This is a genomic window from Massilia agrisoli (genome assembly GCF_020831365.1).
GTDB lineage: Bacteria > Pseudomonadota > Gammaproteobacteria > Burkholderiales > Burkholderiaceae_D > Telluria_A > Telluria_A agrisoli.
Genome location: NZ_JAJHPV010000021.1, coordinates 155,998 through 179,725, shown reverse-complemented (window position 1 = coordinate 179,725; position 23,728 = coordinate 155,998). Strand labels below are relative to the sequence as shown.

Here is a 23,728-nt window from a genome sequence, read left to right as displayed (position 1 = left end):
CAAAGGAGCTGCGCATGTCGTCCGGAAAAATCCTCGTTGCCCAGGGAGGCGGTCCTACCGCCGTGATCAACCAGTCGCTGGTCGGCGTCGTGCTGGAGGCGCGGCGCTTCCGGCATGTGACGCGCGTGTACGGTGCGATGCACGGCGTACGCGGCATCATCAACGAAGATTTCGTCGACCTGACGCAGGAGACCAGCCATAACCTGGAGCTGGTCGCCAGCACGCCGTCGTCAGCGCTCGGGTCAACCCGCGACAAGCCCGACCTGGCCTACTGCCACAAGATCTTCGAGGTGCTGCGCGCGCACGAGATCGAGCATTTTTTCTACATCGGCGGCAACGACTCGTCCGACACGGTACGCATCGTCAGCGAAGAGGCGCGCAAGGCAGGCTATCCGCTGCGCTGCATCCACATCCCGAAAACAATCGACAACGACCTGGTCGGCAATGACCACACCCCGGGTTTTCCATCGGCGGCTCGGTTCGTGGCGCAGGCCTTCGCGGGGGCCAACCTCGACAACGCGGCATTGCCGGGTGTGTATGTCGGCGTGGTGATGGGCCGGCATGCCGGCTTCCTGACGGCTGCGTCGGCGCTCGGCAAGAAGTTTCCGGACGATGGCCCCCACCTGATCTACATTCCCGAGCGCACCTTCGATATCGAACAGTTCCTTGCCGACGTGAAGAAGACTTATGAGCGTTTCGGGCGTTGCGTGATTGCAGTGTCAGAGGGCATTCATGATGCGTCGGGTGAAGCCATCCTGACGCTGCTGGCCAAGGAAATCGAGCGCGACGCGCACGGCAACGTGCAGCTGTCGGGTACTGGCGCGCTGGCCGACCTGCTGTGTGAGGAAATCAAGACCAAGCTGGGCATCAAGCGCGTGCGCGGCGACACCTTCGGCTACCTGCAGCGCTCCTTCATTGGCTGCGTATCGGACGTGGACCAGCGCGAGGCGCGCGAAGTGGGCGAAAAAGGGGTGCAGTTCGCGATGTGGGGCGATCGCGACGGTTCGGTGGCCATCAAGCGCACTGGCTATTACTCGGTCGACTATGAACTGATGCCGCTGGAAGACGTCGCCGGCAAGACGCGTGTGATGGAGGATGAATTCATCACCGCCGATGGCACCGATGTGACCGATGCATTCCGGATGTACCTGCGTCCGCTGCTTGGGTCGAAGATGCCGGATGCGTACAGGCTGCGCCCGGCGCCTGTTGAAAAGATTCTCAACAAATAGACAAGGCCAGGGCTGGCGAACGTTGTCCTTTGCGGCTCATGGCGGGTGCGCTGTCGCTTACCCGCCCTACGGTCGCTGGCAGGCTGGCCGCAATATTGGCGGGTGAAATGAAAACGGCGCCATCACTGGCGCCGTGTTGTCCGACCTGCGAATGTTTATTCGACGATGGTCTGGGGCTCGTCACCCTCGCGTGCGCGGATCGTGCCGATGCGCGACACGGTCTCGCCCGCTGCCTGCAGCTGCGCAAACGCGGCGTCCGCGTTTTCCTTCGACACGATAACGATCATGCCGATGCCGCAGTTGAACACGCGGTGCATTTCAGCGTCGGCAACGCCGCCATGCTGCTGCAGCCAGGTGAACAGCGGAGGCATGGTCCACGACTTCGAGTCCAGCACGGCAGTCAGGCCAGGCTGAAGCACGCGCGGGATGTTTTCAACCAGTCCGCCGCCAGTGATGTGCACCATGCCCTTGACTTCCATCGAGGCCATCAGCGCCAGCAGCGGCTTGACGTAGATACGGGTCGGTTCCATCAGCACGTCCGACAGCTTGCGGCCGTGGAAGTCGCCTTCCAGGTCCGGCTTGGCCACTTCGATGATCTTGCGGACCAGCGAGTAACCGTTCGAGTGCACACCCGACGAGGCCAGGCCGAGGATCACGTCGCCCGGGGTAATCTTGGTGCCGTCGATGATCTGCGACTTTTCCACCGCGCCGACGGCGAAGCCGGCGAGGTCATATTCGCCGGCCGGGTACATGCTTGGCATCTCAGCGGTTTCGCCGCCGATCAGCGCGCAGCCTGCCTGCTCGCAGCCCTGGGCGATGCCCTTGACGACGGCGGTGGCGGTCGGCACGTCCAGCTTGCCGCATGCGAAGTAATCGAGGAAGAACAACGGCTCGGCGCCCTGCACCAGGATGTCGTTGACGCTCATCGCGACCAGGTCGATGCCGACCGTGTCATGGCGGTTCAGTTCGAAAGCCAGGCGCAGCTTGGTGCCGACGCCGTCGGTGCCGGAGACCAGTACCGGTTCCTTGTACTTCTTGCTGATCTCGAACATGGCGCCGAATCCGCCAAGTCCGCCCATGACACCTTCGCGCATGGTGCGCTTGGCAAACGGCTTGATAGCTTCGACCAGGGCGTCGCCGGCATCGATATCGACACCCGCATCGCGGTAGGAGAGTGAAACATTTGAAGGTTGGCTCATGGTGTTTTTCGCAGCGGAGGCGGTAAAATAGAAGGCGGTGGATCAGTCCGGCCCAAGCGATGTCTTTTTCGCAGCCGGTTGCTGGTCAATTCGCTATTTTATCAAAATGCCCCGCCCGCAGCCGGTTTAACCGAGATAACAACACATCCATGCCTTTTTCATTCGCGTCCTTGCAGTCGAGAATTTCGACTGTCCGCGCAACAGCTTTTATAATGCCTGATGCAAATGACGCGGAAAGCAGGGAATTCAGGATGAAACGGACGCCATGAAACAACTGGTGCTCGATCTAGGCGCAGACCAGGCGCAGAGCCTCGACTCGTTCGAGGTGGGACAGAACGCCGAGCTGGCGCATCTGATGCATCAGTTCGCCGAGCGCACGTCGCGCGAGCATTTCGCTTACCTGTGGGGCGAGGCCGCCGCCGGCAAGACCCACCTGCTGCAAGCCCTCGCGGCCACCGCCAACTCGCGCTACATCGCCGCCGACGCGCCCGAGAGCGCCTTTGTCTACAGCCCGGACATCAGCCTGTACCTGCTGGACGACTGCAACCAGTTATCGGGCCAGGCCCAGATCGACGCTTTTGCGCTGTTCAACCAGATCCGCGAGCACGGCGCCTACATGGTGTCCACCGGGCCGGTTCCGCCAGTGGTGCTGCCGGTGCGCGAGGACCTGCGCACGCGCATGGGCTGGGGCCTGATTTACCAGATCCACGGCCTGTCCGACGACGAAAAGATCGCCGCCCTGACCCATGCGGCCGAATCGCGCGGTTTGACGCTGTCGGCCAGCGTGTTACCCTACTTGCTGTCACACTTTAAGCGCGACATGCGCTCGCTATCGACGATGCTCGACGCACTTGACCAATATTCGCTTGAGACCCAGCGCCCGGTCACCCTGCCGCTGCTGCGCGACTTGCTGCTCCAGTCGGAACCGAAAGAATGAACAACCTGGCCCTGTTTGACCTCGACCACACCCTGCTGCCGATTGACTCGGACTACGAATGGGGCCAGTTTTTGGTCCGCACCAACGCCGTCGATCCGGTGGAATTCAAGCGCCGCAACGACGAATTCTTCGCCCAGTACCAGGCCGGCACCCTCGATCCGGTCGAATACCTGGAGTTCGCGCTCGGCACCCTGGCGCGCTTCCCGCGCGCCCAGCTCGACGCCATGCACGCGCAGTTCATGCATGAAGTGATCAATCCGTCGATCCGCCCGTGCGCACGCGAGCTGCTGCAAAAGCACCAGGACGCGGGCGACCTGGTGGCCATCATTACCGCGACCAACCGCTTCGTCACCGCGCCGATCGCCAGGGAACTCGGCGTGCAGCACCTGATCGCCGCCGTGCCGGAAGAAGACGCGCAGGGCAACATCACCGGCAAGCTGCTTGGCGTGCCGACCTCCGGGCCCGGCAAAGTCACGCACACCCACGCATGGTTAGAGACCATCGGCAAACCGCTCGCCGCATTCGAGCGCAGCCACTTCTACAGCGATTCGCATAACGATATCCCGCTGCTGTCCGTTGTCACCCACCCTGTCGCGACCAACCCGAACGCCGTGCTGGCGTCGCACGCGGCGAACCTTGGCTGGCCTTCACTCCACTTATTCAATGATTAAAAAATTCATCCGCAAGATCCTTGGCGTTAAAGACCAGCGCGACCCGACCGAGCCAGTGGTGCTTGGCGCAGCTGAACACGGAATCGATCCGAAACTGCTGTCGTCGAACGCGATCCGCGTCACGTCAACCTTGCAGGACGCGGGCTTCAAGGCCTTTGTGGTGGGCGGCGCCGTGCGCGACCTGCTGCTCGGGGTGAAACCGAAAGACTTCGACATCGCCACCAACGCGACGCCGGAAGAAGTGAAAAAGCTGTTCCGCCGCGCCTTCATCATCGGCCGCCGCTTCCAGATCGTGCACGTGATGTTCGGCCAGGACCTGCTGGAAGTAACCACCTTCCGCGGCGCCGGCCCTGCGAATGCGCCGAAAGATGAACATGGCCGCGTCCTGCGCGACAATACCTTCGGCCCGCAGCATGAAGACGCGATGCGCCGCGACTTCACCATCAACGCGATGTACTACAACCCTGCGACCCAGGAAGTGCTGGACTACCACGGCGGCATCGCCGACATCCGCGACAAGACCCTGCGCATCATCGGCCAGCCGGAAGCGCGCTACCGCGAAGACCCGGTGCGCATGCTGCGCGTGGTGCGCTTTGCGGCCAAGCTGCAGTTCACCATCGAGCCATCGACGCGCGAGCCGATTCCCGTCATGGCCCCGCTGATCGACAACGTGCCGGCGGCGCGCGTGTTCGACGAAATGCTCAAGCTGCTCATGAGCGGCCACGCGCTGGCCTGCCTGCAGCAGCTGCGCAAGGAAGGCCTGCACCACGGCCTGCTGCCGCTGCTCGACGTCGTGCTGGAACAGCCGATCGGCATGAAGTTCGTCACCCTGGCGCTGGAGTCGACCGACAACCGCGTCAAGGCCGGCAAAGGCGTATCGCCGGGCTTCCTGTTTGCCTCGCTGCTGTGGCACCAGGTGGTCGAGAAGTGGACCGCCTACCGCGCCGCCGGCGAATCGCCGATTCCTGCGCTGCACCTGGCGGCCGACGACGTGCTCGAATCGCAGACCGAACAACTGGCGCTGCAGCGCCGCATCGCCTCCGACATGCGCGACATCTGGTCGATGCAGCCGCGCTTCGAGCGCCGCAACGGCAAGACGCCGTACAAGCTGCTTGAGCACCCGCGCTTCCGCGCCGGCTACGACTTCCTGCTACTGCGCTGCGCGTCCGGCGAAATCGAGATGGAACTGGGCGAATGGTGGACCGCGTTCTACGAAGGCGACCCTAACGAACGCGAACAGCTTGTCGCTACCGCGAACGCCGCGCCGTCAGGCGCCAAGCGCAAGCGCGCGCCGCGCCGCGCACCGCGCAACAAGACCGGCGCAGCAGCGAGCGAAAGCACCACGAGCGAGGAATGATCGCCTACATCGGGATCGGCGCCAACCTGGGCGACGCGCTGGCCAACGTCGACGACGCCATAGTCCGGATCGCAGCCCTTCCCGGCACGCGGCTGCTCGCCAGCTCGTCACGGTACCGCACTGCCCCGATCGACTCGTCTGGCGACGACTACATCAACGCGGTTGCGTGCATCGACACCTCCCTTGGCGCCCACGAACTGCTGGCGGCGCTGCAGGCCATCGAGCTGGCGCATGGCCGCGAACGGCCCTACCGCAACGCCCCGCGCACGCTTGACCTGGATGTGCTGCTCTACGGCGACCACCTCATCGACACGCCCACATTGCAGGTGCCGCATCCGCGCATGCTCGAACGCGCTTTCGTGCTGGCGCCGCTGCTGGAAATCGCGCCAGCCGCCGTCGTTCCAGGCTACGGCCCCGCGCAGCAGTTTGCCGGCGCCGTGGCAGGCCAGCAGGTCGCAAAGATCTCCTAACCATGCAGATTCCGGTCATCGTCCAGACCACCGGCCTGCTGGTGCTGTCCAACGTCTTCATGACGATCGCGTGGTACGGCCACCTGAAGAACATGTCGTCCAAGGCGTGGTGGTACGCCGCCATCGTCAGCTGGGGTATCGCGCTGTTCGAATACCTGCTGCAGGTCCCCGCCAACCGCATCGGCCACACCGAATACAGCCTCGCGCAGCTCAAGATCCTGCAGGAAGCGATTACGCTGACCGTGTTTGTGCCGTTTGCGATGTTCTACATGAACCAGCCTTTCAAACTCGACTACGTCTGGGCCGGCCTGTGCCTGGTCGGCGCCGTCTACTTCATCTTCCGCACCTGACCGGGCAGGTTCGCGCGGTTGGCATTACACTATCGCCGTTGGCGTCAAATTCGATATCAAAGGAATAATATGAGCGGTTACTTGCAGGGTAAAGATATGGCTGGCAGCGATCCGAAGGTCCCCGGCGCGCCTGCGGCCCCGGTTGTCACCAAAGCCGTCACGATTCCATCGCTCAATGCGATGCGCGCCGCTGGCACCAAGATCTCGATGCTGACCTGCTACGACGCCAGCTTTGCCGCGTTAATGGACCGCTGTGGCGTTGACGTGCTGCTGATCGGTGATTCGCTCGGGATGGTATGCAATGGCCACCAGTCGACCTTGCCGGTCACGCTGGCCGAAGTGGCGTACCACACCTCGGCTGTCGCGCGCGGCAGCAAAAGTGCGATGGTGGTCGCCGATATGCCCTTCGGCACCTATGCGACCAAAGAAGCGGCATTCGACAACGCGGTCAAGCTGATCCAGGCCGGCGCCCACATGGTCAAGATCGAAGGCGGCGCCTGGCTGGCCGACACCGTGCGCTTCCTGACCGACCGCGCCATTCCGGTCTGCGCCCACCTCGGCCTGACGCCACAGTCGGTACACCAGATGGGCGGCTACAAGGTACAGGGCAAAACGATCGAAAGCGCGGACCAGCTCAAGGCCGACGCCGTGCTGCTGGCGGAATCCGGCGCCGCGATGCTGGTGATCGAGGCGATTCCCGCAGGCCTTGGCAAGGAAGTGACCGATATCCTGGCGATTCCGACCATCGGCATTGGCGCAGGCCCGGATTGCTCCGGCCAGGTATTGGTCATGCATGACATGCTGGGCGTGTTCCCGGGCCGTAAAGCGAAGTTCGTCAAGAACTTCATGGATGGCCAGACCACCATTGAAGCAGCGGTGTCGGCCTACGTCCATGCGGTCAAGGACGGCAGCTTCCCGGGACCGGAGCACTGCTTCTAAAGGAAGGCAGCGTGATGAACGGCGACGCCCAGTCAAGGCTGTTTATCGCACTGTGGCCGGACCCGCAGGTCCGGCATGTGCTGCGCGCCTGGCGCGACGCCTGGAACTGGCCGCGCGGCGCGACCCCGGTGAAGAACGAACGCCTGCATATGACGCTGCACTTCCTCGGCAGCGTCAGCACCGCGCGCATTGCCGAACTGCGCGAGGCGCTGGCGGTGCCGTTTGAACCCTTTGCGATTGAATTCGGCCAGCCGAAACTGTGGCCGCACGGGATCGCCGTGCTTGAGCCGCACGCCGCGCCGGGACAGCTGGTGCAGCTACATGCGGATCTTGGCGGCGCACTGCAACGGCTCGACATGCCGGTCGAGGAGCGCGCCTTCAAGCCGCACGTGACGATGGCGCGGCGCGCCGTCAAGGCGGCGCCTCCGGAGGGCGGTCCAGCCCTGACGTGGGCAGTCGACAGCTACGCGCTGATGGAATCGACTGCCGGCGGATACAGCGTGCTTCAACAATATAGCTAGCCGAAGCGGCGGATGCGCGCCTTCAGCCGACCTGGATCCAGGTTGTCTTCAGCTCGGTGTACTTGTCGAAGGCGTGCAGCGACTTGTCGCGCCCGTTGCCGGACTGCTTGACGCCGCCAAACGGCACCGTGATGTCGTCATTGTCGTACTGGTTCACGTGCACGGTACCCGCACGCAGCGCACGCGACACCTTGATGGCCTTGCTGATGTCGGCGGTCCACACCGCAGCGGCCAGGCCGTACGGCGTGGCGTTGGCCTGCTTGACGGCCTCATTCACGTCGGTGAACGTGAGCACCGACAGCACCGGCCCGAAGATCTCTTCCTGAGCGATACGCATGCTGTTGTCGACCTTGTCGAACAAGGTAGGCGCGACGTAGTAGCCGCCGCTGTCCAGGCGCACCGCTTCCCCGCCCGCCAGCAGCTTGGCGCCGCCGGCCTTGCCCGCTTCGATATAGCCCATCACGGTTTTCATCTGCGCGTCGTCGACGATGGCGCCCATGATCGTGTCCTCGTCCAGCGGATCGCCCGGCGCGTAGCGCGGGATCATCGCCAGCGCTTTCTCGATGAACGCCTCCTTGATCGACGCTTCGACAAACAGGCGCGATGGCGCATTGCAGCTTTCACCCTGGTTGAAGTAGATCGAGCCGATGGCGGCGCTGACCGCGGCGTCGAGGTCGGGACAATCTGCGCAAACGATGTTGGCTGATTTGCCCCCCAGCTCGGTCCACGCGCGCTTCATGTTCGATTCGGCTGCCATGCGCAGGATTGCGCGGCCGGTGCGGGTCGAGCCGGTAAAGCCGATGCAGTCGACGTCCATATGCTCGGCCAGCGCAGCCCCGGCTTCATGGCCGAAGCCGGGCACCACATTGAAGACACCTGCAGGCAGGCCCGCCTCAATGGCGATTTCGGCCATGCGCAGCGCGGTGAGCGGCGATTTTTCGGACGGCTTGAGCACCAGGCTGTTCCCTGCCGCCAGCGCCGGCCCGATCTTCCACGCGGCCATCAGCATCGGGTAATTCCAAGGCACGATCGCGCCCACCACGCCGACCGGCTCGCGCGTGACCAGCGCCAGCGATTCTTCGCCGGTCGGCGCGATCTGGTCGTAGATCTTGTCGATCGCCTCGCCATACCAGCGGATGCAGTTGGCCGCCAGCGCGACGTCGACGCCCTGGCTGTATTTGATCGGCTTACCCATGTCGAGCGTTTCGAGCAGCGCCAGCTCTTCCGAGTTCTTGAGCATCAGCTCGGCGAACCTCACCAGCACGCGCTTGCGCGCCGCCGGAGCCTTGCCGGCCCAGCGCCGGTCTTCGAAGGCGGCGCGGGCCGCAGCAACCGCCAGGTCGACGTCGGCGCGGTCGCAGCGCGCCATCATCCCCAGCTTACGCCCGTCGACGGGGGACACGTTTTCAAACTGCTGCCCCGAATTGGCCCACACCCGGTGCCCGCCGATGTAGGCGCGTCCATCGATTTTCAATGCGCTGGCGCGCTCGTGCCACTGTGCCATGTATCGCTCCTGAAACTGGTAACGGTCGAAACCCGCCTATAGCTTAACTGACAACGGAAATTATGTGCGCATGCCGGGTTTTTTTGCATTTTTGCCGTCGATAAGCGTGCTTTCTACAGCTATAATCGCCCAATTTTCCAGTCAGGCAATTTCCCAGCGCGGAGCTCATATACATGAATTACACCTTGATTACCTCTGTCGTGCTGTATTTGCTGGGCACGCTTGCATTGGGGGTATGGGCGGGCACCCGCATCAAGAACACCACCGATTTCGCCGTCGCGGGCCGCAGCCTGCCGCTGATCATGGTTGTGACCACCACCTTCGCCACTTGGTTCGGCGCCGAAACCGTGATGGGCATCCCCTCGCGCTTCGTGCAGGGCGGCCTGAACGCGGTCGTGGAAGATCCGTTCGGCGCTGGCATGTGCCTGGTGTTGGTCGGTATGTTCTTCGCCGCCAAGCTGTACAAGCTGAACCTGCTGACCATCGGCGACTATTACCGCCAGCGCTACGGCAAGGGCATCGAGGTGTTCTGCTCGGTCGCCATCATCATGAGCTATCTTGGTTGGGTCGCGGCGCAGATCACGGCACTTGGGCTGGTGTTCACGGTGCTGACCAATGGCGCGATGTCTGAAGCTGCCGGCATGATCGTCGGCACCCTGGCAGTGCTGATCTATGTGGTGGTGGGCGGCTTCCTTGCGGTGGCGCTGACCGACTTCATCCAGATGATCGTTCTCGTGATCGGCCTGTCGATCATCGCCTTCTTCTCGGCCGAGCTGGCGGGCGGCGCCGGCCAGGTATTCGCGATGGCCGACCAGGGCCAGTTGTGGCGCTTCCTGCCGCCGCCGACCTTTAACGACATCGTCTTCTTCATCGGCGCGGGTGTGACGATGATGTTTGGCAGTATCCCGCAGCAGGACGTGTTCCAGCGCGTGATGTCGGCCAAGGACGCGCCTACCGCGCGCACCGGCGCCATCATCGGCGGCGCCAGCTATATCATGTTCGCCTTCGTCCCGATGTTCATCGTGGCCAGCGCGGTGCTAGTGATGGGCGACGCTGGGCTGGCGATGGCTAAGAACGACTACCAGCGCCTGCTGCCGACCTTCGTGATGACCAAGATGCCGCTGATTATGCAGATCATCTTCTTCGGCGCGCTGCTGTCGGCAATCAAGAGCACCTCGTCGGCCACCCTGCTGGCGCCGTCCACGAGCTTTGTCGAGAACATCCTCAAGCACCTGCGTCCGGGGATGAGCGACCGCCAGCAACTGTTCGCCATGCGCAGCACGATCGTGGTGTTTGCCGCGCTGGTGCTGGCTTACGCCATCGCCATGCAGGGCACCTCGATCTACGAGCTGGTGTCGACCGCCTACCAGGTGACGTTGGTAGCGGCCTTCGTACCGCTGGTGATGGGGTTGTACTGGAAACGCGCAACGACCCAGGGCGCGATCGCCTCGGTGGCGGCGGGGTTGGGAACGTGGATTATCTTCTTCCCGCAAATTACCAGCCTGGGTGAGCACTTCCCGGGCCAGCTGGCCGGCCTGTTGGCCGCGTTCGTGGGGATGTTCGCCGGATCGGTGCTGCCGCAAGTGCTGGAAGACCGCCGCGAAATCTAGCCTTGACAGGTAGGGCGGATAAGGCCGGAGGCCGCATCCGCCGTGCTTTAGCGGAACAGGCCGCGCTGGCGCAGGTCGGCCAGCGTGGCGTCGAGCGCGTCGCGGATACGGTCTACCATCTCGTCGATCTGCACCTTGGTCATCACCAGCGGCGGCGCCACGATCATGCGGTCACCGACGGCGCGCATGATGATGCCGTTGTTGAACATGTGGCCGCGGCAGATCATCCCCACACCATCGCTCGACTCGAACGGCTCGCAGTCGTGCACCAGCTCCGCCTTCTTCTTCACCAGGTTCAGCCCGGCGACGAAACCGCAGGCGTCCGGATGGCTGACCAGCGGATGGTCGGCCAGCGATACAAACTTCTGGCGCAGGTACGGGCCGGTATCGACCGCCACCGCATTCACCAGATTCTCTTCCTGGATGATGCGCAGGTTCTCCAGCGCCGCCGCACAGGCCACCGGATGGCCTGAATAGGTGAAGCCGTGGTTGAAGTCCCCGCCCTTTTCAATCAGCACGCTGGCGACCCGGCTGCCCACCAGCACGCCGCCCAATGGCACGTAACCGGACGTAACGCCCTTGGCGAAGGTAATCAGGTCAGGCTTGATCTGCATGAGCTCCGAGCCGAACATGGTGCCCAGGCGGCCGAAACCGGTGATCACTTCGTCGGCAATCAGCAGGATGCCGTACTTGTCGCAAATGCGCTGGATCTCGGGCCAGTAGGTCGATGGCGGAATGATCACGCCGCCCGCGCCTTGCACCGGTTCCCCGATGAAAGCCGCAACCTTTTCGGGGCCGAGATCGAGGATTTTTTCTTCCAGCCAGCCTGCTGCCACGATACCGAATTCGGCTTCGGTCATGCCGCGCCCTGACTCCGCGTAGTTAGGCTGGCCGATGTGGGCCACGTTCGGAATCATGCCGCCCTGCTCGTGCATGCCCGACATGCCACCCAGCGCCGCCCCGGCCACCGTGCTGCCGTGGTAGCCGTTGTAGCGGCCGATGATGGTGTGGCGGTCCTTGCAGCCCATCAGGTCCCAGTAACGCCGCACCAGCCGCACATTGGTGTCGTTGGCCTCCGAGCCCGAACTGGTAAAGAACACGTGCTTGAACTGCGGCGGGGCGATTTCCGCCAGCAGCGTGGCCAACTGCACCGCCGGCAGGTTGGTCGTGTTGAAGAAGCTGTTATAGAACGGCAGCGTCTCCATCTGTCGGTAGACCGCCTGCGAGATGCTGGTGCGGCCGTAGCCGACATTCACGCACCACAGGCCCGACATGCCGTCGAGGATCTTGTTGTTGTCCGAGTCCCACAGGTAGATGCCTTCGCCGCGCACCATCACGCGCGCGCCCTTTGCCGCCAGCGCGGCGTGGTCGGTGAACGGATGGATGAAGTGCGCCGAATCGAGTTCGCGCACGGCGGCGGTGTCGAAGTCCTGCTGGACCCCGGCTTTGGTTTCTGCGATTGCTGCCATGATGGCCTCCCGTTTTGCGTTCAGGGTCAGACGTGAAGCAGCAAATGCTCGCGTTCCCACGGACTGATGACAGTCATGAATTCCTGGTGTTCCAGGTCCTTGATGGCAGCGTACACGTCGATGAAGCGCTCGCCAAGCACCGTGCGCAGCTTGTCCTCGCCGCGCAACAGCGCCAGCGCTTCGGGCAGGCCTTGCGGCAGCTCGAACGGCATGTCGTAGGCGCTGCCGCCCATCATGGCGGTCGGTTCCAGCTGCTCGGTCATGCCAAGATAACCACAGGCCAGCGTCACTGCCAGCGCGAGATACGGGTTGGCGTCGGCGCCAATGATGCGGTTCTCGACGCGGCGGTCCTGCACGCCCGATTCCGGCACGCGGAAGCCCACGGTGCGGTTGTCCAGGCCCCACTGGATGTTGATCGGCGCGGCCGTATGGCGCACGATGCGGCGGTAAGAATTGACGTAGGGCGCGACGATGGCCATCGCCGACGGCATGTAGCGCTGCAGGCCGCCGATGTAGTGCTTGAACAGCTGCGACGACGAGCCGTCTTCGTTGCTGAAGATGTTCCAGCCGGTCTTGGCGTCCACCACGCTCTGGTGCACGTGCATCGCAGAACCCGGCTCGCCCGCCATCGGCTTGGCCATGAAGGTGGCGTACATGTCGTGCTTGAGCGCCGCCTCGCGCAAGGTGCGCTTGAAGTAGAACACCTTGTCGGCCAGGCCCAGCGGGTCGCCGTGCAGGAAGTTGATCTCCATCTGGCCGGCGCCGATCTCGTGGATCAGGGTGTCGACGTCGAGGTTCATCATTTCGCAGTAGTCGTAGATGTCCTCGAACAGCGGGTCGAACTCGTTGACCGCGTCGATCGAATACACCTGGCGGCTGGTTTCGGCGCGGCCGCTGCGGCCGATCGGCGCCTTCAGCGGCAGGTCGGGATCGATGTTCTTGGCGGTCAGGTAGAACTCCAGCTCGGGCGCCACCACCGGCTTCCAGCCCTTGTCCTCGTACAGCTTGAGCACGCGCCGCAGCACGGTGCGCGGCGCGAAGTCGACCAGTTTGCCGTCCGCGAAATAGCAGTCGTGGATCACCTGCCCGGTGGGGTCGGCGGCCCATGGCACCATGGTAATCGTGGTCGGGTCGGCCTTCAGGATCATGTCGCGGTCGGTGGCCGAAATGGCGCGGTCGTACGGCCCGTCATTGACCGGGTAGTTGCCCGTCACGGTCATGCCCAGCACCGCTTCCGGGATGCGCATGCCACGGTCCTGGGTAAATTTCGCGCGCGGCAGGATCTTGCCGCGGGCGACGCCGGTCAGGTCGGGAACCAGGCATTCAATTTCGGTGACTCGTTTTTCATTGAGCCACAAATCCATATCGGTATAAGTAAAGTTTTCACGAATTGCCATAATGCTCTCTCTATTGTCTTGCTCGGTGCGCAGGGCCAACATTGGCCGCGCGCGTGAATCGGCGGGGTGGAGAGCGACGCTAGGGCACGCGGCAGGCGGCCCATTCCTGGCACCGGTTCATCATTTGAGGCCCAAGCGCCTTTCCTGGTACTCCCGGCACGCCTGGCCGAAAGCGCCAAACAGTTTCATTGAATCGGGGTTTTGCAGCAGCCGCCACTCCGGGTGCCACTGCAGGGCCAGTGCGAACGCCACCGACGGCACCGAGAACGCTTCGATCAGCCCGTCGTGGGCGGTCGCTTCGATCGCGATGCCGGCGCCAAGGCGGTCGATGCCCTGGCCATGCAGGGAGTTGACGACGATTTCATCGACGCCGCCGAGAATGCGCGACATCAGCCCGCCCGCTACCAGTTGGATCGGATGCTTTGGCCCGTACTGGTTATCGAGCGTGTCTTCGGGGTTTTCACGGTGGTCCATCATGCCCGCGACTTCCTGCACCGCCTGGTGCAGGCTGCCGCCAAGCGCCACGTTCATCTCCTGGAAGCCGCGGCAGATGGCGAAGATCGGCACGCCGCGCTTGAGGGCGGCGCGGATCAGCGGCAAGGTGGTCGCGTCGCGCGCCGGGTCGAGCGGCAAGCTCAGGTCCAGCACGTCCTGCTCGTAATGGCTGGCGTGGACGTTGGAGGCCGACCCGGTCAGCATGATGCCGTCGGCATTGCCCAGCACGGTTTCAAGGTCGAAAGCGTCGCCCAGGGCAGGCACGATCAGGGGTGCGCAGCTTGCCCCCTGGACAACTGCGTCGATGTACTTGTACTGGACGGCATGGTAGGGATGGTCCCCGATCTCGCGCGTGCAGGCTGGAACGATAACGATTGGGCGGCGCATGAGTCTCACCTTTCCGTTGTTGTCGCGTTCAGCCCATCATAAATCCTATCTCGGCTGAACGCGAGTGGCTCTTAATCCGCGTCAAATTTTGACGTGTACGAAGGTAGAGCTTACCGGGAAGCGGCGAACCATGCCAACACGACAGTTATTTCTTTGATTACTTTCTTAACGTCAACAGTGCCGCCTCCAGTACGGTGTCGCGGCCCTTGCGCAAGTCTGCAACGGTCGGGCTCACCTGGATATTGGGCTGGATGCCGACACCGACGAAAGGTTTGCCGTCAGGATAAGTGTCGCGCTTGGACACGATACGGGCGGAGCCGCCACCGGGCAGGCTGATCATCAAGGGTTGGCCAGTGCTGCCGCCGCTTGCCTCGCCAACGATGGTGCCGCGCTTCATGGCGTCGAAGGCGACCAGGAAGTCCTCAGCGGCCGAATAGGTTGCTGCGGAACTGAGCACGATCACCGGTTTGGCGTACTGATGCTTCAGGTCGGGCTGCCAGTTTTCGTCTGCCTGCCCAAAGTTGGGCATCGGCTTGCCCCAGGCACGGTAGGTCGGCAGGTAATTGCGCGTCTCCCACTTGCCGGTTTCAAACTGCTTGTCCGTCAGGGTCGCCAGCACGCGGAAGCCCACATTGGAATTGCCGCCGCCGTTGTCGCGCAGGTCGATGACCAGGGCTTTCGACTGGGCGATCTTGTCGAACGCGGCAATGAACTTGTCGGCCGTTTCGTCGCTGTTGAAGGTGTTTAGCGCCACATAGGCCACGTCGCCCGGCAGCATGCGGAACTCGAACGGCGCCGCCGGGGTCAGTACTTTCATCATCCCGGCGATGCCGTGGCGCTGCACCGGCAATTCAAACGTTTTGCCGCTGGCGTCGCGGAAGCGCACGTTCGGGCGCTTGTCGATGGCGCCGACGAGGAAACCATAGGCGTAGGTGCGCACGTCGAGGTCCTGCTTCGTCGACGCGCTCTGGTACGGCGCGATTTCGCGCTGGGCGTAGGCCGTGACGGGTTCACCGTCGACCGCAACAATTTCCACGCCCGGCGCCACGCCCTGCGCGCGCAAGCCCGCGTCGAGGACGTCGCGCACCATTACCCTTCCCTCCATCAGGCGGGTCTTGATCAGCGGTCGCGCCAGGTCGCGGTCCCACACTTCTTTCGCGGGGTAGACGTTGGTATGGCCATCGCCGAGCCTGGCGCACAGTTCCATCAGCACGCGGTAATACTCGGCGGTCGAGCGGGTGGCGCGCACTTTCGGCAGGTAGTTGAGGTATTGCTGGTCCCAGTCGATTTCCTTCAATTTGTCGACGAACACGAAGTTGTACTTCACTTCGGACCAGAACTTCGACAGGCCGGCCACCTTTTCATCGTCGCTGATGTCGGCCTTGTAGGGACTGGCGAGCGCGGCCGAATTGAACAAGCGCGCTTCAAGCTGATCGGCAGCGGCAAAGCCTGGGGAGGACAGCGCGGCCAAAGCGGCGGCGAGGATAAACTTGCGGACCATCTGAAAAAGCTCCTGTGAATTTTGACAAGCGCGATGTTAAGCAAATCCTGCCCGGCAATCCCGCCGAATGCGATGGGCGGCAAATTTCGCACCCTGAAGTGCAATCCAGCCGCCAACCCACGGCGCAAAAACGGGCTAGTATGTGATATCTGAACCATCGAACATGATTGAGGAAATGCCATGCTGAACCTGAAAGATCCTTCCCTGCTGCGCCAGCAATGCTTCATCGACGGCGAATGGTGCGATGCGAATGATGCCAGTACGATCGACGTCGTCAACCCGGCAACCGGGGAACGGCTGGGCACGGTGCCGCACATGGGCAAGGCCGAGACCCAGCGCGCGATCGACGCTGCCAACGCGGCCTGGCCCGCGTGGCGCAAGAAGACCGCCAAGGAACGCAGCGCGATCCTGCGCACCTGGAACGACCTGATGCTGGCCAACGCGGACGACCTGGCGCTGATCATGACCGCGGAACAGGGCAAGCCGCTGGCCGAAGCCAAGGGCGAGATTTCCTACGCAGCATCGTTTATCGAATGGTTTGCCGAAGAAGGCAAGCGCGTCGCAGGCGATACGCTGCAGTCGCCGTGGCCGGACCGCCGTATCGTTGTGACCAAGGAGCCGATCGGCGTGTGCGCGGCGATCACGCCATGGAACTTCCCGGCGGCGATGATCACCCGCAAGGTCGGCCCTGCGCTGGCTGCCGGCTGCCCTATCGTGGTCAAGCCGGCTGAACTGACGCCGTTCTCGGCCCTGGCCCTGGCTGTGCTGGGCGAACGGGCGGGCTTGCCGAAAGGGGTTCTTAGCGTGCTGACAGGCGACTCCAAAGCGATTGGCCTCGAGATGACCAGCAACCCGATTGTGCGCAAGGTCAGCTTTACCGGATCGACCCAGGTCGGCCGCATCCTGATGCAGCAATGCGCGCCGACGATCAAGAAACTGTCGCTGGAACTGGGCGGCAACGCGCCGTTTATCGTGTTCGACGACGCCGACGTGGATGCGGCCGTGGAAGGCGCGATCGCGTCCAAGTACCGCAATGCCGGCCAGACCTGCGTGTGCGCGAACCGACTGTACGTGCAGGACGGGATTTACGAAAAATTTGCCGAGAAACTGGTTGCTGCGGTAAGCAAGCTCAAGGTCGGCAACGGCGTCGAGGCCGGCGTGACGCAAGGTCCGCTGATCGAGGAAAAGGCCGTGGTCAAGGTCGAGCAGCACATCGCCGACGCGCTGTCGAAAGGCGCGCGCCTGATGATGGGCGGTAAGCGCCATGAGCTGGGCCATAGCTTCTTCCAGCCGACGGTGCTGGCCGATGTCACCACATCGATGCAGGTGGCCGGAGAAGAGACCTTCGGTCCGCTGGCGCCGCTGTTCCGCTTCAAGACCGAGGACGAAGTGATCGCGATGGCCAACGACACCGAATTCGGCCTCGCGGCGTATTTCTATTCACGCGATATCGGCCGCGTGTGGCGCGTTGCCGAGGCGCTCGAGAGCGGCATGGTCGGCGTCAATACCGGACTGATCTCGAACGAAGTCGCGCCGTTTGGCGGCGTCAAGCAATCGGGCCTGGGGCGCGAGGGTTCGGTGTACGGGATGGACGACTATCTCGTCATCAAGTACATCTGCATGGGCGGGGTATAAAACACGTCATTCCCGCGCAAGCGGGAATCCATGCTGAGCCACCGGCGACAGCGTATGGGTCCCCGCATTCGCGAGGACGACGGCCAGGCGGGTTTATTCCGGCCGGCTTTCCGGCTCGGGGCGGAAGGTGACGAGGCGATACAGGTAGGTGGCAACCAGGATGCCGAGGACGACCTTCGATACCGGGTCGATGTACCTGGCGACGGCATCGTAGTTCGCTTCCAGGACAAATCCCGCACCAGTCAGGATCGAGCACCACACCAGCGAGCCAATCGTCGACCATGCAAGGAAAGGCAGCAGGCGCATTTCGGCAATCCCCGCGGGAATGGAAATCAGCGTACGAATCGCCGGGATCAGGCGCCCGAACAATACCGCTTTCGCGCCATGCTTCTCGAAGGTCGCCAGCGACTTGTCGATCTCGTCGGGCGTCACCGTCAGCCACTGGCCCCAGCGCGCGGACAGGCGGCGCAGGCGCTCGTGGCCGAAGGCCTTTCCAGCGTAAAACCATGGCAAGGTACCGAGCACGGAACCAGCCGTGCCGGCAAGCAGCACGCCCACCAGCCCAAGCTCGCCGCGGGCAACGATGAAGCCGGCGAACGGCATGATCATTTCAGATGGAATTGGCGGGAAGATGTTTTCCAGCGCCATTAAGAGGAACACCCCGAGGTAGCCAGCGCTACCGAGAAAATCAACGATGAATTCGAACATGGATTGCTTTGTGTCGTAGGAACCAACCTCGACCGTATCACGCGTTCAAATTCTCGTTCTGTTCGCTATCCCGCTTCCAGGGATTTTTCCTGAATTAAATCGCAGCGTCTTGAGGATGCGCCAAGCTGCTAGCATGTAAATACAAGCCGTGGTGGAACCTCCGATGTCGAGGCGCTTCGCGCGCGCTTTCATGCAACCTTCGAACGTTTATGCACCTCGACGGTGGCCTAACCGTTAGACGTGATTCGGAGGATAGTATCGGTAAGTTGGCGCACGTGTCACCTAAGCTTTGTACTCATCGTACTTGCGCGCGTCGCCGCGCACCAGGTCGGCGGGATACTTGGCGCGGTTGAGCGCCATTTTCTCGATGACTGCCGCGCCCAGGTCGACGTCGAGCTTGTCGGCCAGGCGCACCAGGTAGACCATCACATCGGCCATCTCATGGCGCACCTGCTCAAGCTTTGCCTGGCCCAGCTCGTCGCGCTGGCCGGACTGCAGCCATTGGAAGTGCTCCAGCAGCTCCGCCACTTCGACCGACAGCGCACACGCCAGGTTTTTTGGCGTGTGGAACTGGTCCCAGTCGCGCTCCTCCACGAAAGTGCGGACAGTGTCGCGAATGACGGTCAGGTCGTTGCTCATTGCGCTGCGGTGTAGCTTTCCAGGCGTCCCTTCAGCTTTGGTGCAAGCTCTTCGGCGCTGCTGACATCCATGCCGAGGTTGCGCAGCAGGCCGTCTTGCAGCCCATATACCCAGCCGTGCACGGTCAGCGGCTGGCCGCGTTCCCAGGCGTCCTGCACGATGGTCGTTTGCGCGACGTTGACCACTTGTTCGACGACGTTCAGCTCGACGAGCCGCTCAGCCCTCTCCTTGGTCGGCAATACCTCGCCAAGGTACTTCTCATGTTTCTGGTTGACGTCCTGCACGTGGCGCAGCCAGTTATCGGCCAGGCCGACACGGCTGTTGACCATGGCCGCGTGCACGCCCGAACAGCCATAGTGGCCGCAGACGATGATGTGCTTGACCTTCAGCACGTCGATCGCGAATTGCAGCACCGTCAGGCAGTTGAGGTCGGAATGCACGACCACGTTGGCGATGTTGCGGTGAACGAACAATTCGCCAGGGGCCATGCCGAGCAGCTCGTTGGCCGGCACGCGGCTGTCCGAGCAGCCGATCCACAGGTATTCCGGGGTCTGTTGCGCGGCCAGGTTCTTGAAGTAGCCCGGGTCGTTGGCGATGCGCGATGCTGCCCAGTCCTGGTTACGCTTGAACAGTTCTTCGGTGGTCAGGCCGTGTGGCTTATTGTCGTTGCTCATCTTATGTCCTTTGCTCGTAAAAAAACCGCCGGCTGCCTTGCGGCGCCAGCGGTTCGGGGTTCGCTTCTTACTCGAAGAAGTCTTTCACCTTGTCCATCCATCCCTTGCTCTGCGGGCTGTGCTTCGCCCCGCCTTCAACCGTCAGGCGCTCGAATTCACGCAGCAGGTCTTTCTGCTTGTCGGTCAGCTTGACCGGCGTCTCGACCACGACATGGCAGAACAAATCGCCCGCGTAGCCCGAACGCACGCCCTTGATGCCCTTCGACTTCAGGCGGAAGGTCTTGCCCGACTGGGTGCCTTCAGGAATCGTGAACGATACCTTGCCCGACAGGGTCGGTACTTCGATCTCGCCGCCAAGGGTGGCCTTGACGAAGGAGATCGGCATTTCGCAGTGCAGGTCGTCGCCTTCGCGCTGGAACACGGCGTGCGGCTTGATGTGGATTTCCACATACAGGTCGCCCGACGGTCCGCCGTTGGTGCCCGGCTCGCCATTGCCCGACGAGCGGATGCGCATGCCGTTGTCGATACCAGCCGGAATCTTCACTTCCAGCGTCTTGTTGCGCTTGATACGCCCCTGGCCGCCGCATGGCGCGCACGGGTCGGTGATGACCTTGCCGCTGCCATGGCACTTCGGGCAGGTTTGCTGGATGCTGAAGAAACCCTGCTGCATGCGCACCTGGCCGTGGCCGGCGCAGGTGGTGCAGGTGGTCGGCGATGTGCCTGGCTTGGCGCCGGTGCCGTGGCAGGTGTCGCACTTGTCCCAGCTCGGCACGCGGATGGTGGTGTCGAAACCGTTGGCCGCCTGCTCGAGGGTGATCTCGAGGTTGTAGCGCAGGTCGGCGCCGCGGTACACCTGCGGGCCGGCACTGCGGCCGCGGCCGCCGCCACCGAAGATGTCGCCGAAAATATCGCCGAAGCTGTCGGCGAAACCGCCGGCGCCAAATCCGCCGCCGCCACCCATGTTCGGGTCGACGCCTGCGTGGCCGTAACGGTCATATGCCTCGCGCTTGTCCGGCGTGGTCAGCATCTCGTAGGCTTCTTTAACTTCCTTGAACTTCTCTTCCGATTCCTTACTGTCCGGGTTGCGGTCCGGATGGTATTTCATCGCGAGCTTGCGATAGGCCTTCTTGATATCTTCTTCCGAAGCATTCTTGGCGACCCCGAGGATCTCGTAAAAATCACGCTTTGCCATATGTCGGGCACCTTGCTGTCTATCTGCTAACTTACTTCATTATGCAAAAAAACCGAGCCGCGAACCAAAAGGTCACCGGGCTCGGCCATGTTTGCGGGCGCCGACCTGCGCGCCCGCCCTCCATTATATTGCTTACTTCGCGTCTTTTACTTCCTTGAAGTCAGCATCGACGACGTCGTCCTGGTCAGCCTTGGCCTGTTCGCCGCCTGGCTGGCCGCCTGCGCCGCCTTCACCGCCGGCTGCCTGCTGCGCCTGCATGTCGGCGTACATCTTCTCGCCCAGCTTCTGCGACGCGGTCGACAGTGCGGCTACCTTGGCGTCGATCTCGGCCTTGTCGCCCGACTTCAGCGAACCTTCCAGGTCGGTGATCGCGGCTTCGATCTTTTCCTTCTCGCCGGCTTCCAGCTTGTCGCCGTATTCGGTCAGCGACTTGCGGGTCGAGTGCACCAGGGCGTCGCCCTGGTTGCGCGCTTCCGCCAGTTCCTTGACCTTCTTGTCTTCTTCCGCGTTCAGCTCGGCATCCTTCACCATCTTCTGGATTTCAGCTTCCGTCAGGCCGGAGTTCGCCTTGATGGTGATCTTGTTTTCCTTGCCGGTGGCCTTGTCTTTCGCGCCGACGTGCAAGATGCCGTTGGCGTCGATGTCGAAGGTCACTTCGATCTGTGGCGTGCCGCGTGCTGCTGGCGGGATGCCTTCGAGGTTGAACTCGCCCAGGCCCTTGTTGCCGGCCGCGATTTCGCGCTCGCCCTGGTAGACCTTGATGGTCACCGCAGGCTGGTTGTCGTCGGCGGTCGAGAACACCTGGCTGAACTTGGTCGGAATCGTGGTGTTCTTGTGAATCATCTTGGTCATCACGCCACCCAGCGTTTCGATACCCAGCGACAGCGGGGTCACGTCCAGCAGCAGCAGGTCCTTGCGCTCGCCCGACAGCACCGAGCCCTGGATCGCCGCGCCAACTGCCACGGCTTCGTCCGGGTTCACGTCCTTGCGTGGCTCCTTGCCGAAGAACTCTTTGACCTTTTCCTGCACCTTGGGCATACGGGTCATGCCGCCGACCAGGATGATGTCGTCGATGTCGGATACCTTGACGCCGGCGTCCTTGATCGCGGTGCGGCATGGCTCGATGGTCGCGGCGATCAGTTCCTCCACCAGCGATTCCAGCTTGGCGCGGGTCATCTTCAGGTTCAGGTGGACCGGCGCGCCGTTCGCCATGGCGATGTACGGCTCGTTGATTTCAGTCTGCTGCGACGACGACAGTTCGATCTTCGCGCGCTCGGCCGAGGCCTTGATGCGCTGCAGTGCGATCGGGTCTTTCTTCAGGTCGAGGCCGTTGATCTTCTTGAACTCGTCGATGATGTAGTCGATGACGCGCTGGTCGAAGTCTTCGCCGCCCAGGAAGGTGTCGCCGTTGGTCGACAGCACTTCGAACTGCTTTTCGCCTTCCACGTCGGCGATCTCGATGATCGACACGTCGAACGTACCGCCGCCGAGGTCATACACGGCGATCTTGCGGTCGCCCTTGTCGGTCTTGTCGAGGCCGAATGCCAGCGCAGCTGCGGTCGGCTCGTTGATGATGCGCTTGACGTCCAGGCCAGCGATGCGGCCGGCGTCCTTGGTTGCCTGGCGCTGCGAGTCGTTGAAGTATGCAGGAACGGTAATGACCGCTTCGGTGACTTCTTCGCCGAGGTAGTCTTCAGCGGTCTTCTTCATCTTGCGCAGGACTTCAGCGGAGATCTGCGGCGGCGCCAGCTTCTTGTCGCGCACAGTGATCCATGCGTCGCCATTGTCCGCCTTGTTGATCGAGTAAGGCATCAGGCCGATGTCCTTCTGCACTTCTTTCTCGTCAAACTTGCGGCCGATCAGGCGCTTGACTGCGAACAGGGTGTTCTTAGGGTTGGTGACTGCCTGGCGCTTGGCCGGCGCACCGACGAGGATTTCGCCGTCATCTTGGTAAGCAATAATGGAAGGCGTGGTACGCGCGCCTTCAGCGTTTTCGATTACCTTTGGCTGACCATTTTCCATGATCGCGACGCAGGAGTTAGTGGTTCCCAGGTCGATACCGATAATTCTGCCCATGATGTTGTCCTTTTAATTACTATGTTTTCAGATGATTCGGATATTTGGAAAAACTTCGCGCTTTCAAGAGCTTACGAAGCCTCGTCGCGTATTTATTTTGCTTGTGCCGCTGTGACGATGGCCGGACGCAACAGACGGTCAGCGATCATGTAACCTTTTTGCAACACGTTGACGACGGTGTTGGCTTCCTGGTCGGCTGGCACCACGGCCACGGCCTGGTGCTTCATCGGGTCCAGCTTCTCGCCCACGGCCGGCATGACTTCCACCAGGCGGTTGCGCTCGAATGCGGCGGAGAGCTGCTTCAGGGTCATCTCGACACCTTCCTTCAGCGATTCCACCGTCGGCGACTCCACCTTCAGCGCCATTTCCAGGCTGTCGCGCACTGGCACCATGGCTTCAGCGAAGCTTTCGATGGCGAATTTGTGCGCCTTGCTGACGTCTTCCTGGGCGCGGCGGCGGATATTCTCCGCCTCGGCCTTGGCGCGCATGAACGCGTCATGCGTCTCTGCCAGTTTCGCCTCGGTGGCGCTCAGCTGCTCTTCCAGATTGGAAACACCTTCGTCTGCGGCGGTGGCCGCCGATACCTGGACGGTTTCGTCTTCAGGCGTGCTGGACACATCCTTGTTTTCTTGGTCTTGCATCGAAAAAGCTCCTACTATCAATGACTTGGATGGTGGTATGACGTGTCGTGCTAACTACACTTCCCCCCAAATGGGGCTATAGCCTACAACTTCAAGGGGTATTAACAGCACTCTGTCGCGATGAGTG

Annotated in this window: 22 protein-coding genes; 10 read left to right on the top strand and 12 right to left on the bottom strand. The window is 62.4% G+C overall.

Annotated features, from left to right (window positions below):
* Positions 1-14: 14 nt before the first annotated feature.
* A complete protein-coding gene (locus LMJ30_RS19655; RefSeq protein WP_229434264.1) occupies positions 15-1,229 on the top strand; it encodes a 6-phosphofructokinase in 1,215 nt (404 codons plus the stop codon).
* A gap of 155 nt (positions 1,230-1,384) precedes the next feature.
* Here the strand turns inward: LMJ30_RS19655 and purM are convergent, their stop codons facing one another.
* Complete coding sequence (purM, locus tag LMJ30_RS19650) at positions 1,385-2,428, bottom strand: phosphoribosylformylglycinamidine cyclo-ligase (protein ID WP_229434263.1); 1,044 nt, start codon at positions 2,426-2,428, stop codon at positions 1,385-1,387.
* Between the two features lie 265 nt (positions 2,429-2,693).
* Here purM and hda point away from each other — a divergent pair, with 265 nt between their 5' ends.
* From hda to thpR, 7 genes are all read left to right on the top strand, one after another.
* The gene (gene hda, locus LMJ30_RS19645; protein ID WP_229434262.1) at positions 2,694-3,365 is read left to right on the top strand and encodes a DnaA regulatory inactivator Hda; all 672 of its coding nucleotides are present in this window, start codon (positions 2,694-2,696) and stop codon (positions 3,363-3,365) included.
* Positions 3,362-4,036 (top strand): histidinol-phosphatase, encoded by a 675-nt coding sequence (locus tag LMJ30_RS19640; protein WP_229434261.1) that lies wholly within the window; start codon positions 3,362-3,364, stop codon positions 4,034-4,036. Before hda ends, LMJ30_RS19640 begins: the two co-directional genes overlap by 4 nt.
* Positions 4,029-5,393 carry a polynucleotide adenylyltransferase PcnB gene (pcnB, locus tag LMJ30_RS19635; protein ID WP_229434260.1) on the top strand — a complete coding sequence of 455 codons (1,365 nt, stop codon included), beginning with the start codon at positions 4,029-4,031 and terminating at the stop codon, positions 5,391-5,393. The genes LMJ30_RS19640 and pcnB overlap by 8 nt, the downstream gene beginning before the upstream one ends.
* Positions 5,390-5,863: a 2-amino-4-hydroxy-6-hydroxymethyldihydropteridine diphosphokinase gene (gene folK / locus LMJ30_RS19630; RefSeq protein WP_229434259.1), complete on the top strand. Its 474-nt coding sequence runs from the start codon at positions 5,390-5,392 to the stop codon at positions 5,861-5,863. The genes pcnB and folK overlap by 4 nt, the downstream gene beginning before the upstream one ends.
* Positions 5,864-5,865: 2 nt before the next feature.
* Positions 5,866-6,213, top strand: a complete 348-nt coding sequence (locus LMJ30_RS19625) for a DMT family protein (protein ID WP_229434258.1) — start codon at positions 5,866-5,868, stop codon at positions 6,211-6,213.
* A gap of 69 nt (positions 6,214-6,282) precedes the next feature.
* Positions 6,283-7,152, top strand: a complete 870-nt coding sequence (gene panB / locus LMJ30_RS19620) for a 3-methyl-2-oxobutanoate hydroxymethyltransferase (protein WP_371873056.1) — start codon at positions 6,283-6,285, stop codon at positions 7,150-7,152.
* Between the two features lie 14 nt (positions 7,153-7,166).
* Positions 7,167-7,673, top strand: a complete 507-nt coding sequence (gene thpR / locus LMJ30_RS19615; RefSeq protein WP_229434509.1) for an RNA 2',3'-cyclic phosphodiesterase — start codon at positions 7,167-7,169, stop codon at positions 7,671-7,673.
* Between the two features lie 22 nt (positions 7,674-7,695).
* On the opposite strand, the gene LMJ30_RS19610 is transcribed toward thpR, so the two are convergent.
* On the bottom strand, positions 7,696-9,177 hold the full coding sequence (locus tag LMJ30_RS19610) for an aldehyde dehydrogenase (protein ID WP_229434257.1): 1,482 nt from the start codon (positions 9,175-9,177) through the stop codon (positions 7,696-7,698).
* 173 nt (positions 9,178-9,350) lie between these two features.
* Between LMJ30_RS19610 and LMJ30_RS19605 the strand changes: the two genes are divergently transcribed.
* Positions 9,351-10,787: a high affinity choline transporter 1 gene (locus tag LMJ30_RS19605; protein WP_229434256.1), complete on the top strand. Its 1,437-nt coding sequence runs from the start codon at positions 9,351-9,353 to the stop codon at positions 10,785-10,787.
* A gap of 47 nt (positions 10,788-10,834) precedes the next feature.
* Here LMJ30_RS19605 and LMJ30_RS19600 read toward each other — a convergent pair whose 3' ends face one another.
* The 4 genes from LMJ30_RS19600 to LMJ30_RS19585 all read right to left on the bottom strand — a co-directional run bounded on the left by LMJ30_RS19600 (position 10,835) and on the right by LMJ30_RS19585 (position 16,036).
* Positions 10,835-12,256 carry an aspartate aminotransferase family protein gene (locus tag LMJ30_RS19600; protein WP_229434255.1) on the bottom strand — a complete coding sequence of 474 codons (1,422 nt, stop codon included), beginning with the start codon at positions 12,254-12,256 and terminating at the stop codon, positions 10,835-10,837.
* Positions 12,257-12,282: 26 nt separating this feature from the next.
* A complete protein-coding gene (locus tag LMJ30_RS19595) occupies positions 12,283-13,653 on the bottom strand; it encodes a glutamine synthetase family protein (RefSeq protein ID WP_229434254.1) in 1,371 nt (456 codons plus the stop codon).
* A gap of 120 nt (positions 13,654-13,773) precedes the next feature.
* Positions 13,774-14,535 (bottom strand): gamma-glutamyl-gamma-aminobutyrate hydrolase family protein, encoded by a 762-nt coding sequence (locus LMJ30_RS19590; RefSeq protein WP_229434253.1) that lies wholly within the window; start codon positions 14,533-14,535, stop codon positions 13,774-13,776.
* Between the two features lie 157 nt (positions 14,536-14,692).
* Entirely contained in the window at positions 14,693-16,036 is a 1,344-nt protein-coding gene (locus tag LMJ30_RS19585) for a S41 family peptidase (protein ID WP_229434252.1), read from the bottom strand.
* A gap of 180 nt (positions 16,037-16,216) precedes the next feature.
* Between LMJ30_RS19585 and gabD the strand changes: the two genes are divergently transcribed.
* Positions 16,217-17,671, top strand: coding sequence for an NADP-dependent succinate-semialdehyde dehydrogenase (gene gabD, locus LMJ30_RS19580; protein ID WP_229434251.1), 1,455 nt, complete (start codon positions 16,217-16,219; stop codon positions 17,669-17,671).
* A gap of 93 nt (positions 17,672-17,764) precedes the next feature.
* On the opposite strand, the gene LMJ30_RS19575 is transcribed toward gabD, so the two are convergent.
* From LMJ30_RS19575 to grpE, 6 genes are all read right to left on the bottom strand, one after another.
* Complete coding sequence (locus LMJ30_RS19575) at positions 17,765-18,379, bottom strand: DedA family protein (RefSeq protein ID WP_229434250.1); 615 nt, start codon at positions 18,377-18,379, stop codon at positions 17,765-17,767.
* Positions 18,380-18,661: 282 nt separating this feature from the next.
* Entirely contained in the window at positions 18,662-19,018 is a 357-nt protein-coding gene (locus LMJ30_RS19570; protein WP_229434249.1) for a nucleotide pyrophosphohydrolase, read from the bottom strand.
* Positions 19,015-19,692 (bottom strand): carbonate dehydratase, encoded by a 678-nt coding sequence (gene can, locus LMJ30_RS19565; protein WP_229434248.1) that lies wholly within the window; start codon positions 19,690-19,692, stop codon positions 19,015-19,017. Before can ends, LMJ30_RS19570 begins: the two co-directional genes overlap by 4 nt.
* A gap of 67 nt (positions 19,693-19,759) precedes the next feature.
* The gene (dnaJ, locus tag LMJ30_RS19560) at positions 19,760-20,884 is read right to left on the bottom strand and encodes a molecular chaperone DnaJ (RefSeq protein WP_229434247.1); all 1,125 of its coding nucleotides are present in this window, start codon (positions 20,882-20,884) and stop codon (positions 19,760-19,762) included.
* Between the two features lie 132 nt (positions 20,885-21,016).
* The gene (gene dnaK / locus LMJ30_RS19555; protein ID WP_229434246.1) at positions 21,017-22,960 is read right to left on the bottom strand and encodes a molecular chaperone DnaK; all 1,944 of its coding nucleotides are present in this window, start codon (positions 22,958-22,960) and stop codon (positions 21,017-21,019) included.
* A gap of 92 nt (positions 22,961-23,052) precedes the next feature.
* Positions 23,053-23,601, bottom strand: coding sequence for a nucleotide exchange factor GrpE (grpE, locus tag LMJ30_RS19550; RefSeq protein ID WP_229434245.1), 549 nt, complete (start codon positions 23,599-23,601; stop codon positions 23,053-23,055).
* Between the last annotated feature and the right edge of the window lie 127 nt (positions 23,602-23,728).

Bases quoted from the DNA above. Each gene is read 5' to 3' on its own strand.
- LMJ30_RS19640 (WP_229434261.1), top strand. From the start codon at position 3,362: ATGAACAACCTGGCCCTGTTTGACCTCGACCACACCCTGCTGCCGATT.
- dnaJ (WP_229434247.1), bottom strand. From the start codon at position 20,884: ATGGCAAAGCGTGATTTTTACGAGATCCTCGGGGTCGCCAAGAATGCT.
- LMJ30_RS19575 (WP_229434250.1), bottom strand. From the start codon at position 18,379: ATGTTCGAATTCATCGTTGATTTTCTCGGTAGCGCTGGCTACCTCGGG.
- LMJ30_RS19625 (WP_229434258.1), top strand. From the start codon at position 5,866: ATGCAGATTCCGGTCATCGTCCAGACCACCGGCCTGCTGGTGCTGTCC.
- dnaK (WP_229434246.1), bottom strand. From the start codon at position 22,960: ATGGGCAGAATTATCGGTATCGACCTGGGAACCACTAACTCCTGCGTC.
- LMJ30_RS19655 (WP_229434264.1), top strand. From the start codon at position 15: ATGTCGTCCGGAAAAATCCTCGTTGCCCAGGGAGGCGGTCCTACCGCC.
- LMJ30_RS19590 (WP_229434253.1), bottom strand. From the start codon at position 14,535: ATGCGCCGCCCAATCGTTATCGTTCCAGCCTGCACGCGCGAGATCGGG.
- grpE (WP_229434245.1), bottom strand. From the start codon at position 23,601: ATGCAAGACCAAGAAAACAAGGATGTGTCCAGCACGCCTGAAGACGAA.
- LMJ30_RS19610 (WP_229434257.1), bottom strand. From the start codon at position 9,177: ATGGCACAGTGGCACGAGCGCGCCAGCGCATTGAAAATCGATGGACGC.
- hda (WP_229434262.1), top strand. From the start codon at position 2,694: ATGAAACAACTGGTGCTCGATCTAGGCGCAGACCAGGCGCAGAGCCTC.
- LMJ30_RS19600 (WP_229434255.1), bottom strand. From the start codon at position 12,256: ATGGCAGCAATCGCAGAAACCAAAGCCGGGGTCCAGCAGGACTTCGAC.
- gabD (WP_229434251.1), top strand. From the start codon at position 16,217: ATGCTGAACCTGAAAGATCCTTCCCTGCTGCGCCAGCAATGCTTCATC.
- pcnB (WP_229434260.1), top strand. From the start codon at position 4,029: ATGATTAAAAAATTCATCCGCAAGATCCTTGGCGTTAAAGACCAGCGC.
- folK (WP_229434259.1), top strand. From the start codon at position 5,390: ATGATCGCCTACATCGGGATCGGCGCCAACCTGGGCGACGCGCTGGCC.
- purM (WP_229434263.1), bottom strand. From the start codon at position 2,428: ATGAGCCAACCTTCAAATGTTTCACTCTCCTACCGCGATGCGGGTGTC.
- thpR (WP_229434509.1), top strand. From the start codon at position 7,167: ATGAACGGCGACGCCCAGTCAAGGCTGTTTATCGCACTGTGGCCGGAC.
- LMJ30_RS19570 (WP_229434249.1), bottom strand. From the start codon at position 19,018: ATGAGCAACGACCTGACCGTCATTCGCGACACTGTCCGCACTTTCGTG.
- LMJ30_RS19585 (WP_229434252.1), bottom strand. From the start codon at position 16,036: ATGGTCCGCAAGTTTATCCTCGCCGCCGCTTTGGCCGCGCTGTCCTCC.
- can (WP_229434248.1), bottom strand. From the start codon at position 19,692: ATGAGCAACGACAATAAGCCACACGGCCTGACCACCGAAGAACTGTTC.
- LMJ30_RS19595 (WP_229434254.1), bottom strand. From the start codon at position 13,653: ATGGCAATTCGTGAAAACTTTACTTATACCGATATGGATTTGTGGCTC.
- panB (WP_371873056.1), top strand. From the start codon at position 6,283: ATGAGCGGTTACTTGCAGGGTAAAGATATGGCTGGCAGCGATCCGAAG.
- LMJ30_RS19605 (WP_229434256.1), top strand. From the start codon at position 9,351: ATGAATTACACCTTGATTACCTCTGTCGTGCTGTATTTGCTGGGCACG.